The sequence below is a fragment of the Shigella sp. FJ200513 genome (assembly GCF_040495915.1).
Classification (GTDB): Bacteria; Pseudomonadota; Gammaproteobacteria; order Enterobacterales; family Enterobacteriaceae; genus ECMA0423.
Genome location: NZ_JBDYCV010000097.1, coordinates 1 through 13,351, shown reverse-complemented (window position 1 = coordinate 13,351; position 13,351 = coordinate 1). Strand labels below are relative to the sequence as shown.

Here is a 13,351-nt window from a genome sequence, read left to right as displayed (position 1 = left end):
GAAACAAGTGAGCGTTTCCGGATTCTTACACAGCCACTGGATCGGTCAACTGATCCTTAACTGATCGGCATTACTCCTCCGGGAGCTGTTTTTACATGCTCGCTAAGGAAATCGATAAAAGCCCGGATGCGCGTACTTACCGCACGGTCGCTGTAATAGACGGCACTGAATGGCATTTCCACTGGCAACACTTTATCTGCCATTAACTCCACCAATTCTCCGCGAGCGATTTCTTTGTCGATCATGTAGTCGGACAAACACGCAATCCCGTTGCCACTCAGGCAAAGCTGTTTCAGTGTTTCCCCACTATTGGATGACAAACCGTACTTCACCTCATGTAATTGTCCATCACTACAGGCTATCGGCCAGGTATTGAGGGAAGCGGGTTCAGTGAATCCCAGGCAAACATGTTGCTTTAAATCGTCGATCGTTTCTGGCTTCCCATAGCGGGAAATATAATCGGGGGAGGCGATAATTTTTCGATAACTGTTAAATAACGGCCTGGCACGTAAGCTGGAGTCCGTTAACGTACCAGCGCGTATCGCGACATCCACTTTTCTTTCGATCAAATTAATAATCGTTTCGGAGGAGACTAGCGATAAAGTGACTTCCGGATAGCGTTCACGGAAAGGCTTAATTAACGGCATCAGAAAGTGCAGCACCACTGGAGTTGCGGCATCGATCCGTAACAGTCCACGCGGTGTATTACGCGTCTCCATAATTTCTGATTCTGCCGCTGCCATCTCCTGCAAAATTGACTGTACGCGACGAAAATAACGCTCGCCTTCTTCCGTCAGGCTAAGTTGCCGCGTGGTCCGATTAAGCAGGCTAACGCCAAGTTTCATTTCCAGCTTTTTCACCGCCCGGCTTACCGCTGAGTTTGCTTGCCCTAATTGTTCCGCTGCCCGGCTAAAGCTGCCGCTTTCGACGACCGAAACAAAAATGGCGAGTTCTTCCGACGTGGCTTTCATTTTTGCTCCTGTTGCAAAATAGATGAGATATTTTGAATTTATTTGTCATTAAACCATCAGGATGCGTGATATGTCATCCGATTTAATGTTCTCAATAATGAGCAAATTTCTGACAGGTGTAAGCACTTGCTTACATAACAATATACAATTGCTCGTTGAAAGAGTGAGCTAAAATCCCTATAACAGTAGAACCCTCCCGAGTGCGGAAGGGTTGACGTAATAGAGGTTTCAAAGTCAAAAGTGCGAAAAAACACCTATGCCATGCGCTATGTTGCCGGACAACCTGCGGAAAGGATCTTACCGCCGGGGTCTTTTGCGAGCATCGGCCAGGCATTACCACCTGGAGAACCGTTAAGTACCGAAGAGCGTATTCGGATCCTGGTGTGGAACATATACAAACAGCAACGCGCTGAATGGTTGTCGGTATTAAAGAACTACGGCAAAGATGCACATCTGGTGTTATTGCAGGAAGCGCAGACAACGCCAGAGTTAGTACAGTTTGCGACCGCTAACTATCTTGCCGCCGATCAGGTGCCCGCTTTCGTGCTGCCACAACATCCTTCCGGTGTAATGACCCTTTCGGCGGCGCATCCAGTGTATTGCTGCCCGTTACGTGAACGAGAACCCATTTTGCGTCTGGCGAAGTCGGCACTGGTGACGGTCTATCCATTACCTGACACCCGCCTGTTGATGGTGGTTAATATACACGCCGTCAACTTCAGTCTGGGCGTGGATGTCTATAGTAAGCAGTTACTTCCTATTGGTGATCAGATAGCTCACCACAGCGGCCCGGTCATTATGGCGGGAGATTTCAATGCCTGGAGCCGTAGAAGGATGAACGCGTTATATCGCTTTGCGCGGGAAATGTCGCTGCGCCAGGTGCGTTTTACCGATGATCAGCGCCGTCGGGCGTTTGGCCGCCCGCTCGATTTTGTTTTCTACCGTGGTCTGAACGTCAGCGAAGCTTCTGTATTGGTTACGCGCGCTTCCGATCACAATCCGCTACTCGTTGAATTCAGTCCCGGCAAGCCTGATAAATAAGGTATGTCAGGTCTGCCACAGGGCAGACCAACGTTTGGCGCTGTCCTTTTATACTCAAACAACAAAAGGACAGCGCAATGACAACACAATCCCACCATGACCACGTAGAAAAGCAGTTTAGCTCTCAAGCCTGCGAATATCTGACCAGTACCGTACATGCATCCGGACGAGATTTACAGCGCCTGGCGGTGCGTCTGGCTGATTATCCTGGTGCAAGTGCACTTGATATGGGCTGCGGAGCAGGGCATGCCAGCTTTGTTGCTGCGCAAAACGTGAGCGCGGTGGTGGCGTATGACTTATCTGCCCAAATGCTGGATGTCGTGGCACAAGCTGCCGAAGCCCGGCAACTGAAAAATATCACCACCCGCCAGGGATATGCCGAAAGTCTGCCATTTGCCGATAACGCATTTGATATTGTTATCAGCCGTTATTCTGCCCATCACTGGCATGATGTTGGTGCAGCACTGCGTGAAGTGAACCGGATATTGAAACCTGGCGGTAGGATGATTGTGATGGACGTAATGTCTCCGGGTCATCCAGTGCGCGACATCTGGTTACAGACGGTAGAAGCATTACGCGATACCTCTCACGTACGAAACTACGCCAGCGGTGAGTGGTTGAGGTTAATCAATGAAGCCAATCTGATAGTTGATAATTTAATTACAGATAAGTTACCGCTGGAATTTTGTTCATGGGTCGCGAGAATGCGTACGCCAGAAGCGTTAGTAGACGCTATTCGCATTTACCAACAGAGCGCATCGACAGAGGTGAGAACGTATTTTGCCTTGCAGAATGACGGCTCTTTCACCAGTGATATCATCATGGTAGAAGCACATAAAGCGGCATAAATAAAAAAGGCACCGGGGGAATCGGTACCTTTTTATTATCTGGTTTGTCAGGAATCTGGCATGTTGTTGTTTTTCACAAACAACGTCAGCTTGTCGCCTGGTTGCAGATTCGCAGTGTCGCTGTTCCAGCGCATCACATCTTTGATGTTCACGCCGTGGCGTTTAGCAATGCTTGAAAGCGAATCGCCTTTGCGCACACGATACGTAATGCTATCGCTGTTGTTTGCCAGTCGCTGTGCACCAATCGTCAAACTTTGGCCTGGCTTCAGCTTAGATCCGCGCAGTTTGTTCCACTGCTGCAAATCTTTGGTGCTTACGCCGAGACGTGAAGCGATGCTTGAAAGCGTGTCGCCAGAGCGTACGGTGTAAACACGGCTGTTAAGCGGCGTATTGTTGGCAACCAGCGTCGACTGTACAGCAGCAATTTCGCCTGAAGCGAGAGATTCACGCAGTTGATCTGCATGCTTCTTTGGCACCATCACGTACTGCGGCCCACTTGCGCCCAGCGTGGAGCCTTTCACGCCAGCGTTGAATGTCTTCAGCTTGCTGACGGAAATCCCCGCCATATCTGCAACCTTCGCCATTTCAACCGGGCTACTCAGGTGCACACGCGCCAGAGCACGGCTTTCATCGGTCGTTGGCAGACGTACGCCATAACGCTTGCTGTTTTTGAGAATATCACTCAATGCCAGCATTTTAGGCACGTACTGCTTCGTTTCCTGCGGCAACGGTAACGACCAGAAGTCCGTGGATTTCCCACGCGCTTTGTTCGTTTTAATTGCCTTCATGACCCGACCTTCGCCGCTGTTATAAGCCGCTACGGTCAGAAGCCAGTCGTCGTCAAACATTTTGTTCAGACGCTGCATCATATTCAGCGCGGCAGTTGTTGAAGCAACAACATCGCGACGCGCGTCATAATTGCGGGTCTGTTTCAAACCATAATTGCGCCCCGTGCTCGGAATGATCTGCCAGATGCCTGCGGCATTGGCGCCAGACGTTGCGTGAGGATCAAAAGCGCTCTCCACTATGGGTAGTAGTACCAGTTCCATAGGCATGTTACGTTTTTTAACTTGCCCTGCTATCCAGTACATATACGGCTCTGCCCGTAAAGTTACATCGTGGAGATAGCTCTTATTGCGTAAATATTTCTGTTTCTGTTCGCGAATCCGGTCATTTTCCGGAATTCCCATCTTTAGCTCGTCGCCAATGAAAGCCCACAAGTCACCATCTGGCGCGATAGACGTCCCATCGTCCATCCATCGTGCCTGACTTGTAAACTTTGCTGCTTCCCCTTGACCAGCTGCAGAAAGGCTCTGTGCGTGCTGTTGAACGTTGCCGGTACTCTGGCAACCCACGAGCAGGACAGAGGCGAGTAATATCGCTTTTGCCTTCATGTGTGTGTCAATAGTTGCTTAAAAGACGACCGATCATAACGGCGAACGGAGCCGATGACAAGAAAGTTTTATCAGAACCTATCTTTCTTTGACCTTAACCATGCAAAACGCTCTTCAGGTTGTTGCAATAATGTTTCTTCATTAATTCCATTAATTAAATCAATATCTTCCGTTCTTAAAAAAACATTAATTTGCCGCTCATTTTTCAGAATTACGGGTAGTGTTATTTGATTTTTTGCCCGTAACTCCTTAACTTTACGATAATAATCATTTATGGACAAATCGTGCGGAAAAATACTCAAAGCAAACTTCATATTTGATAACGTATATTCATGAGCACAACATACCAATGTATCGTCAGGTAACGCACTTAGCTTTTTAAGTGATTGATACATTTGTAAAGCTGTCCCTTCAAACAACCGACCACACCCACCAGAAAACAGCGTGTCGCCGCAAAATAGATAAGGTTTACTGAAGTAACAGATATGTCCTAAAGTGTGACCCGGTGTGGTAATTACACTAAATTCATGCCCTAAAACGAAGGCAGTTTCGCCATCTTTGACTACCTGTGTTGTTCCCTTATCTTGTGTCTCTTGTGGACCATACACTACAATTTGCGGAAACTTTTCCACCAGTTCTTTTACGCCGCCAACGTGATCGTGGTGATGGTGGGTTAGAAATATGGCCTCCGGTTGCCAGTTATTGGCGGTAATGGCGTTTAATACTGGCTCTGCGTCTCCGGGATCGACAATCAGGCAGCGACCTGCCTCATCATTCAAAACCCAGATGTAATTGTCATCAAAGGCGGGAATACTGTTAAGATTCATAGATTACCTCTCAGTGTAAAACGGAAGGTTGTGATGAAACCGGCAAGAGTCCCTCAAACTGTCGTGGCTCCTGATTGCTGGGGCGATTTGCCCTGGGGAGAGCTTTATCGCAAGGCGCTGGAGCGCCAGCTCAACCCGTGGTTCACTAAAATGTATGGTTTTCATCTGCTTAAGATTGGCAATTTAAGCGCAGAAATCAATTGCGAAGCGTGCGCGGTTTCTCATCAAGTGAATGTTTCTGCGCAAGGAATGCCCGTCCAGGTGCAGGCGGATCCACTTCATCTTCCTTTTGCCGATAAATCCGTTGATATTTGTCTACTGGCACATACCTTGCCGTGGTGCACCGATCCGCATCGTTTATTACGTGAAGCCGATCGGGTACTGATTGATGATGGCTGGCTGGTGATTAGTGGCTTCAACCCCATCAGTTTAATGGGATTACGCAAACTTGTGCCGGTATTGCGCAAAACCTCGCCCTATAATAGCCGGATGTTTACTCTGATGCGGCAACTGGACTGGCTCTCTTTGTTGAATTTTGAAGTGCTGCACGCCAGCCGTTTCCACGTTCTCCCGTGGAACAAACACGGAGGAAAACTATTGAATGCGCATATTCCTGCGCTTGGTTGCTTACAACTTATTGTTGCCCGGAAACGGACTATTCCTTTAACGCTAAATCCGATGAAACAGAGTAAAAACAAGCCACGAATTCGCCAGGCGGTTGGAGCCACCCGGCAATGTCGTAAACCACAGGCTTAAACTTCGACTTGGTAGCCCGTATCTTCCAGTGTGGGATTCATCGCCGCGGCACGAGCCAGTTCATCACAGCGTTCGTTTTCCGGGTGTCCGGCATGGCCTTTAACCCATTCCCATTTGATTTGATGCTGCCCCAATGCAGCATCAAGACGTTGCCAGAGATCGACATTTTTTACTGGTTTTTTGTCTGCTGTTTTCCAGCCACGTTTTTTCCAGTTATGGATCCACTGGGTGATACCCTGGCGGACATACTGGCTGTCGGTACTCAAAATGACTTCGCAATGTTCTTTTAACGCCTCCAGCGCGACAATAGCGGCCATCAACTCCATACGGTTGTTGGTGGTGCGGGTGTAGCCTGCGCTAAAGGTTTTCTCGCGTCCGCGATAGCGTAAAATAGCGCCGTAACCCCCAGGTCCAGGATTACCCAGACACGAACCATCGGTGAAAATTTCTACCTGTTTAAGCATCTCTGGTAGACTTCCTGTAATTGAATCGAACTGTAAAACGACAAGTCTGACATAAATGACCGCTATGAGCACTGCAATTACACGCCAGATCGTTCTCGATACCGAAACCACCGGTATGAACCAGATTGGTGCACACTATGAAGGCCACAAGATCATTGAGATTGGTGCTGTTGAAGTAGTGAACCGTCGCCTGACGGGCAATAACTTCCATGTTTATCTCAAACCCGATCGGCTGGTGGATCCGGAAGCCTTTGGCGTACATGGTATTGCTGATGAATTTTTGCTCGATAAGCCCACGTTTGCCGAAGTAGCCGATGAGTTTATGGACTATATCCGCGGCGCGGAGTTGGTGATCCATAACGCAGCGTTCGATATAGGCTTTATGGACTACGAGTTTTCGTTGCTTAAGCGCGATATTCCGAAGACCAATACCTTCTGTAAGGTCACCGATAGCCTTGCGGTGGCGAGGAAAATGTTTCCCGGTAAACGCAACAGCCTCGATGCGCTATGTGCCCGCTACGAAATAGATAACAGTAAACGAACGCTGCACGGGGCATTACTCGATGCCCAGATCCTTGCGGAAGTTTATCTGGCGATGACCGGTGGTCAAACGTCGATGGCTTTTGCGATGGAAGGAGAGACACAGCAGCAACAAGGTGAAGCAACAATTCAGCGCATTGTACGTCAGGCAAGTAAGTTACGCGTTGTTTTTGCGACAGATGAAGAGCTGGCAGCACATGAAGCCCGTCTCGATCTGGTGCAGAAAAAAGGCGGAAGCTGCCTCTGGCGGGCATAAATACATGTAAAAGGCGCTAAAAATAGCGACTTGGGCGATTTTTGCAGCAAACGATTCAAAAGATGAGAAAAATCGTTGACGAAGGTCGAGGCAATCCGTAATATTCGCCTCGTTCCCAACGGAACACAACGCGGAGCGGTAGTTCAGTCGGTTAGAATACCTGCCTGTCACGCAGGGGGTCGCGGGTTCGAGTCCCGTCCGTTCCGCCAATATTCAGAAAGCCCGAATCAGTAATGATTCGGGCTTTCGTCGTTTTGGTGAAGTGAGAATTTTTCACTCCGAAGTAAAACGGATATGATTTAAAAAATGGCCAGACATTATAAATTCTGGCCACTTCTGTTACTCCAGCGCATCCCATTTCTCCAGCAGTTCTACTGGAATTTCATTTATTACCTCCGAGACGCGTTTTCCGACCAGGCGTTCTGCCTGGCGCAGCAAAGGAATGGTCGGGCTGCTCGGTTCGCTGTGCTCAAACCAGCGACGGATGACACGCAGGCGTTCCAGCGCGTCGTTTCGGTCGCGGATCTGCCGGGGTTCTGCGCCGGTCATCGGTGATATTTCCTCCGCGATATGCACCGGTAGCGCAATCTGCTCTGCCTGCATCTGTTCAGTATGAACGATGGTGGCGTTTTCCGGCTGCTCAGCCTGTGGTTGTGGCAGGATCTCCGGCGTGGTGCTCTGCACTGCTCCCGGTAACAGGGCCAGCAGTTGCGTCAGACGGGAGAAGTCCGGTGCCTGGTCATTCAGCGTTTCACGCGCATGGCGTTGCAGCCGCTCAGTGGTCTCTGCTGCCTGGCGAAAGGCATCCAGCGGCAGTGTGCCGCGCGCTTCCAGGTCTGCCAGTTGCTGGCGTACCGATTCTGGTGCCAGCGCATCCGCCGGGCGTAATGCAGATAGCGAACGCTCCACATCCCGCACCTGAAGGCGCATGGCAGCATTATTTGACAGTGTAATGCCACGAATATCCGCCATTACACCTTCGTGGTCCAGCAACGCCGCCAGCGCGTTACTGCGTGCCACCGCAGCATCTTCGGCGGTGATATCTTCAGTCGCGAGCAGTTGAGGATGGATGGCGTCCGGGTACGTGGAGCACAACGTTTCCAGCAGCGTGAGCGCCTCCGACAGTCCCCTGGCACCGGCCTGCTGGATACGGCAGCGCAGCAGGACAACCAGAATGCGGATATCTTTGCTGCGCATCAGCAGACGATGGGCGTCCCGCTCAAGCTCCGCCCAGTTAATGTTTTCCGGCGTACTGACAAAATCGCCATATTGCGCTTCTTCACGCGGTGCGGCGCGGGTGAACAGCAGCAGGTATTCCGGATCGTACTCCAGATCCGGGCCGCAGGGGCATTCCGCCGAAATTGGGTCAGACAGGAATATTTCCATTTAATTATCCTCAGTGCGCCAGCGTGGTGGCCAGACCGTCCGGATTGCTGGACTCACGCACCAGATGGGCCGATGCCGCCAGACGAGCGTGATCTGGCAACGGGCTGTCAGCGCTCTCCCGCAAATCCTGCCCGCTGAGGCTGGCGACATAAAAGGCAAAGCGGTCATGTTGCGGTTTATCCAGACCGCCCCCAGCGGACTGGGCGCTGCGCCATGCCTGGTAAAACTGCGTCAGCCAGCGGTGATGAAAAAGATCAGAAAAACGGGTCAGCGTCGGCTTTCAGTCCGGTTACGCGCCAGTTCGGTGTAGTGCAGCGGCAGTGGACCGTTCGGCCCCCACAGCACGAGGCTGTACAGACTGATGTGCAGGCGCCCTTCCTGCCAGCCCACACTGGCGATTTCTCGTGGCGCAAAGGTCAGCGCGGGCGTTTGTCCGAGGCGAAATTTTTCCATCCGTGGTTGCCAGGTGTTGCCCGCCGGAACGGTACACAACTGCACATCCACGCGGCGCATCAGGTTCAGAAAACCGTAACGCCAGGGGGGGGCCTGCGCCTGAGTGAAATCGTTGCTCATACGCTTCCCCGCTGTCCCGCCCTGACAGGCCAGGTCATAATTTTGCCGCGCTGCATGCTGTGCAGCGTCATCTGCGAGAAGGTATTAATGGAAACATGGCGGGCGATATAGTGTTCCAGCACCAGGCCGAACAGATACGGACTGATGCCGGAAAAACCTTCTTCATCCACCGTCAGTTCACAACTGACGCCACGCCCATAGACCAGTAGTCCGGAACCGGGCAGACGGCGGGTGACCGGGGTCGTTTTACAACCAATCAGGCTGCGCACCTGGCGCGATTGCGGACTGTCATGAGCAGGAATAAACAGGTTCAGCAGATCTCGCAACGCCTGGCCGCCGGTACGGTGATCCAGATCGGCCAGCGGCAGATAATTAAAAGATAACTGGCGGATCAACCGCCATGCCATCTCACGTTCAGCCATCGGGGGCTGCGGCGAGCGTGGCGGGCGGATAAGCCCTACGCCCGCCACCGGGATGGCTGCATCCACGGTTAGATCGTCCCGGCCATTGCGGGCAATAAGACAGGGCAGATCGCGGTTAGTGACCATGGCCGTGATGGTGATGTGGCGCAGATTTTCCGGGTACGGCGCTTCATACTGGTCAACCAGCGACAGGAACACTTCCGAGCCCGTATAGGGGGTACGGGTGCCGTAACGGCGGGCGTTTTCTGATAAGCGGCGGGGCTCCCGGCGCAGGGAAAAATAACGTCCGTGATTGCCTTCATCATTATTGCGGGTGTGGTAGAGCGGGCGAAAGGCCATCTTCCGTGTGGTGTCGGTTTCCAGCCCTTCCACTTCCTGGACCGAGAACACCTCATAATCCAGCGGATGGGTTCTGTCCACCACCAGATGCTGTTCCGTCGTGCTGTGCGTGACATCGATCCGGGCGGTGACGCGGGGAAACAGGTTGATAACCGGGGTACAGAACAGGCTGAACTGTGCCGCATTTGTCTGGTGGATCAGCCAGTCCGGCGGCAGGCGGTTCAGCAGGATAACAATCTCCGCCACGCCACCGTCAATTTTCTGTAATCCGGCAGACAGGCCTGTCGGGGTGAAAAAATAGAAGCGTTCCGGACAGGCAAAATATTCATGCAGCAGGTTATGACCGTGAAACACGTTCCACGCCAGCGGCAGCAGCCCCTGATCCGGCTCCAGGCCTTCGTACATAACGGGCTGTTGCAGATTCACATCCAGCGCGCCGTCAAAATGCCCCGGAATGCCAGCCAGGGGCGCGATGGCGCTGGTATGTAGAAGTTCTAACAGGTGTGAGGCCGTACGCTCCTCGCCGCAGAGATAAAACGGCAGCCTGTCCAGTCCGGCAAGCTGACTGAACGTTAGTTCACCAAAGGTGCGCAGGGTAATACGCAGCGCCCCGGCGACGTGAATGTTGGCCGGCAGGTAGCGGTGCAGGGCAGGCATATCCGGTGGCGCGGCGGTCAGTCGCGCCTCTTCGATGGCGAGCGGCCACAGCGTTACATCCTGGCTGCTGCGAAACTGGCAGGCAGTGCTTTCGCCTTCCGGAATGGCGGAGAAAAAGGCTGTGTCGCGCGGGACGGTAAATCCTTTCGCCAGATCGCCTTCTTCCGTATCGGGATGCAACTGCGCCACGCTCATTGAGGGCGTGGGTGTGACGTAATTGGGGCTGACCACTTCCAGCAGGCGCTGGGTGAAACGGGGGAATTCAGCGTCAATTTTTAGCTGCGTGCGGGCGGTCAGGAAGCTGAAGGCCTCGACCATTCGCTCTACATACGGATCGGCAATATCCGTTCCCTGCATGCCCAGCCGGGCGGCGACTTTGGGATGACGGGCGGCAAATTCGGCTCCCGTTTCCCGCAGATAGCTCAGTTCGCGGTTGTAGTATTCCAGTAGCCGTGGATCCATCGGTCTCTCTCTGAATTAAAAAAACGTAATGCGACTCTGCTCCATATCCAGCGCGCTACGTACCCGGAATGCAGTCGGATACGGCTGCGTGAGGATCTCGCCGCGAATTTCAAACTGTAATGTGTTATGGCCACTCTGGCGGCGCTCATCCTGAAGTGGGATGATTTGCAGAGTGGACGCTTTCAGCCGGGGTTCAAACCGGGTGATGGTTCGCAAAATGGCCCTGCGGATATCGTCCCACTTGTGCTCATACAGAAAGCTGCCCGCCAGTGGCGGCAGGCCGTAGTTAAGTACGGACGCTGCCGCGTACGGATAACGTGCAGCATCAATATCATCTTCATGGCTGACGGTGTTGAGCAGAAATGACAAATCCCGGCGGATGATCTCCTTAATCTGAACCGGACTGACGCTGATACCGTGGTCGCGTTTCTGGTTTGGGGCGTCGTCACACAGGCGGTCAAACAGCGTGGGCAGCAGGTGATTGCCTGGACGCTGGCGGGAAGCGCTCACGCGTCGCTTCCTTCAGCGGTGTTAAAGGTACAGGTGGACAAATCCAGCAGGCTGATATCGCCGTGACCGGTGAGCCACACCCTCTGACCCAGCGCCTGTACCAGTGTCTCTCCCGGACCGTCCTGCCAGACCGTTTCCCGGCACAGACGCAGGGAGTCGGCAGCCTTTTCAGAGCCGCTGTAGCGGGGAAACAGCTAGGCACTGTGTGTATCGCCATTGTTCAGGGTGACGTTGACGGGTTTCCAGATCAAATCGATCAGATGCGCAGGCCGCGGCGATTTCAGCGAACAGATTTGTGAAAACGGCAGCCAGATATATGCTCCGCCCGCGATCAGTTCGAGTACCGGACCGGTACGGGAGTCGCTGTCGCTAATCCAGTCAAATGCGCCGCCATTCCACTGCCCGGAAGTGTCTGTTATGGCCTCAAGCGCGCGGCTGCGGTGAGCATCAGCTTCCTGCGCTTCACCACGGGCGTTACAGGCGAGGGCGGTCAGCAGATCCTCCATCCAGGCGGGCGGCGGGAGAATAACACCGGGCCGCTGTTCGCCCTGAAAGCAGGCGTGGCGGTATATCTCACAGCGGATCAGCTCGCCAAATACCTGCGCTTCGCGAGTATAATTTGCGTCCATCCGGGCGCATAGCTGGATCTGTTGCAGTGCCCGCGACCAGTCGCCTGCCACGCACAATAACTGAAACAGGCTGTGGCGGCGGGAGGCCTGCGCTGGGTGCATCCTGACCTGTTGCTCTGCCATCTGAATGCCCTCCACCACGGAATAATCCCGCAGCAGCGCCGACAAGGTAATCGGTAGCTCGTTATTGTTTGTCATGATATATCTCTCCATGTTGTGCCGGGTTTATCCGGTAATGGCTGTCAATGCCAATGATGCGATGCTCTTTCCGTGTCAGATCTGGCAGTACGGTGTTATGCGCTGTTTCCGGGGCGTATTCCGGGGAAAGTAAATGCAGGATATCAGGGGGAGTCTTTTCGACAGGCCAGATAGTTTCATCTTCGCCAGTGGCATCCAGTACATTGAGAATAGCGTCAATGCTTAACCCACCAGTGACCATATCCTGCAATGTCTCGGCTTCGGTGACCAGGTCACGCAATGAATCCAGATCCTGCGAGGAGGGCTCTTCGTTAAAAGGAAAAGGATCAGCATGGCGATTAAGATCTTGTTCGGGAGATAACAACGCCTCGCGGTATTCCTGATAAAGTCGGGTCAGGGCATTTCCTTTTTCCGCACCTTCTCCGGTGGAGGAGGCTCCATGAACAGGAATGATATCGAATGGATTTTGTGATGTCAGATGCTGCTGCCTGAACCAATCCAGATCCAGATATTCGGTTATTGCTTCCGACGTGATGGCAGTCTGCGATATCGTTTTTACTGTGCTCAGGTTCGGAGATGATGGATTGCCATGTACAAGGCACTATGAAGATAACCCCCATTCTATCAGGTCGCCTTCATTCAGACGCATACGGTGATGAGGTTCCACAATCTGGTCGTTTACCGTACAGCAATATTCGGTAGACTGATTGATAATCCACCATGCTTCTTCGTGGCGGGTCAGAGTGAGGGCAATCTTTACATCATCATTCACCTTAAAAACAGGAATCCAGGGAGAGGTAACGGTGAAGATAATTTGTGTTCCTTCAGTCGCGTAAATTGTGTTATCGGCGATCCCGTGCGCCTGTATTTTTTGGAGTCCCCACGTAATATTTGGTTTCATTGTGTATAGACTGGCCCCCTGAATCTCCAGACAACCAGTATCACTTATTTAAGTGATAGTCTTAATACTAGTTTTTAGACTTGTCATTGGAGAACAGATTATTGATGTCTTAGGGCCGGAGAAACGCAGACGGCGTACCACACAGGAAAAGATCGCAATTGTTCAGCAGAGCTTTGA

General features: G+C 52.3%; 11 protein-coding genes, 1 tRNA gene and 3 pseudogenes. 5 read left to right on the top strand and 10 right to left on the bottom strand.

Annotation, left to right across the window (positions count from 1 at the left end):
• Positions 1–56: 56 nt before the first annotated feature.
• On the bottom strand, positions 57–971 hold the full coding sequence (gene yafC, locus ABZJ92_RS17100; protein WP_000648578.1) for a DNA-binding transcriptional regulator YafC: 915 nt from the start codon (positions 969–971) through the stop codon (positions 57–59).
• 240 nt (positions 972–1,211) lie between these two features.
• On the opposite strand from yafC, the gene ABZJ92_RS17095 reads away from it, so the two are divergent.
• Both ABZJ92_RS17095 and ABZJ92_RS17090 read left to right on the top strand, forming a co-directional pair.
• Positions 1,212–2,012 (top strand): endonuclease/exonuclease/phosphatase family protein, encoded by an 801-nt coding sequence (locus ABZJ92_RS17095; protein ID WP_001230983.1) that lies wholly within the window; start codon positions 1,212–1,214, stop codon positions 2,010–2,012.
• 77 nt (positions 2,013–2,089) lie between these two features.
• Complete coding sequence (locus ABZJ92_RS17090) at positions 2,090–2,860, top strand: class I SAM-dependent methyltransferase (RefSeq protein ID WP_000211683.1); 771 nt, start codon at positions 2,090–2,092, stop codon at positions 2,858–2,860.
• Between the two features lie 47 nt (positions 2,861–2,907).
• Here ABZJ92_RS17090 and mltD read toward each other — a convergent pair whose 3' ends face one another.
• Together mltD and gloB are read right to left on the bottom strand one after the other, a co-directional pair.
• A complete protein-coding gene (gene mltD, locus ABZJ92_RS17085; RefSeq protein ID WP_000644679.1) occupies positions 2,908–4,254 on the bottom strand; it encodes a murein transglycosylase D in 1,347 nt (448 codons plus the stop codon).
• A gap of 71 nt (positions 4,255–4,325) precedes the next feature.
• Entirely contained in the window at positions 4,326–5,081 is a 756-nt protein-coding gene (gene gloB, locus ABZJ92_RS17080; protein WP_001052754.1) for a hydroxyacylglutathione hydrolase, read from the bottom strand.
• 33 nt (positions 5,082–5,114) lie between these two features.
• Here gloB and ABZJ92_RS17075 point away from each other — a divergent pair, with 33 nt between their 5' ends.
• Positions 5,115–5,837, top strand: a complete 723-nt coding sequence (locus tag ABZJ92_RS17075) for a class I SAM-dependent methyltransferase (protein ID WP_005060310.1) — start codon at positions 5,115–5,117, stop codon at positions 5,835–5,837.
• Here ABZJ92_RS17075 and rnhA read toward each other — a convergent pair.
• Positions 5,834–6,301: a ribonuclease HI gene (gene rnhA, locus ABZJ92_RS17070; protein ID WP_000917883.1), complete on the bottom strand. Its 468-nt coding sequence runs from the start codon at positions 6,299–6,301 to the stop codon at positions 5,834–5,836. The two genes, ABZJ92_RS17075 and rnhA, sit on opposite strands and share 4 nt — an antisense overlap.
• Positions 6,302–6,365: 64 nt before the next feature.
• On the opposite strand from rnhA, the gene dnaQ reads away from it, so the two are divergent.
• Entirely contained in the window at positions 6,366–7,097 is a 732-nt protein-coding gene (dnaQ, locus tag ABZJ92_RS17065) for a DNA polymerase III subunit epsilon (protein ID WP_001366128.1), read from the top strand.
• A 132-nt stretch (positions 7,098–7,229) separates the two neighbouring features.
• Positions 7,230–7,306: transfer RNA gene (locus ABZJ92_RS17060), tRNA-Asp, on the top strand.
• 130 nt (positions 7,307–7,436) lie between these two features.
• Here the strand turns inward: ABZJ92_RS17060 and ABZJ92_RS17055 are convergent.
• The 6 genes and pseudogenes from ABZJ92_RS17055 to tagK all read right to left on the bottom strand — a co-directional run bounded on the left by ABZJ92_RS17055 (position 7,437) and on the right by tagK (position 13,174).
• Entirely contained in the window at positions 7,437–8,483 is a 1,047-nt protein-coding gene (locus tag ABZJ92_RS17055; RefSeq protein ID WP_000402248.1) for a type VI secretion system protein TssA, read from the bottom strand.
• A 13-nt stretch (positions 8,484–8,496) separates the two neighbouring features.
• Positions 8,497–9,056 (bottom strand): annotated as a pseudogene (gene tssG, locus ABZJ92_RS17050) (type VI secretion system baseplate subunit TssG); the annotation flags it as partial.
• Positions 9,053–10,936: a type VI secretion system baseplate subunit TssF gene (gene tssF, locus ABZJ92_RS17045; protein ID WP_000371478.1), complete on the bottom strand. Its 1,884-nt coding sequence runs from the start codon at positions 10,934–10,936 to the stop codon at positions 9,053–9,055. The gene tssF and the pseudogene tssG, both read right to left, overlap by 4 nt.
• A gap of 15 nt (positions 10,937–10,951) precedes the next feature.
• Positions 10,952–11,446, bottom strand: coding sequence for a type VI secretion system baseplate subunit TssE (tssE, locus tag ABZJ92_RS17040; RefSeq protein WP_001276640.1), 495 nt, complete (start codon positions 11,444–11,446; stop codon positions 10,952–10,954).
• Positions 11,443–12,273: pseudogene (locus tag ABZJ92_RS17035) on the bottom strand (type VI secretion system accessory protein TagJ). Before ABZJ92_RS17035 ends, tssE begins: the two are co-directional and overlap by 4 nt.
• Positions 12,260–13,174, bottom strand: a pseudogene (gene tagK / locus ABZJ92_RS17030) (type VI secretion system-associated protein TagK). Before tagK ends, ABZJ92_RS17035 begins: the two co-directional pseudogenes overlap by 14 nt.
• Positions 13,175–13,351 lie beyond the last annotated feature (177 nt).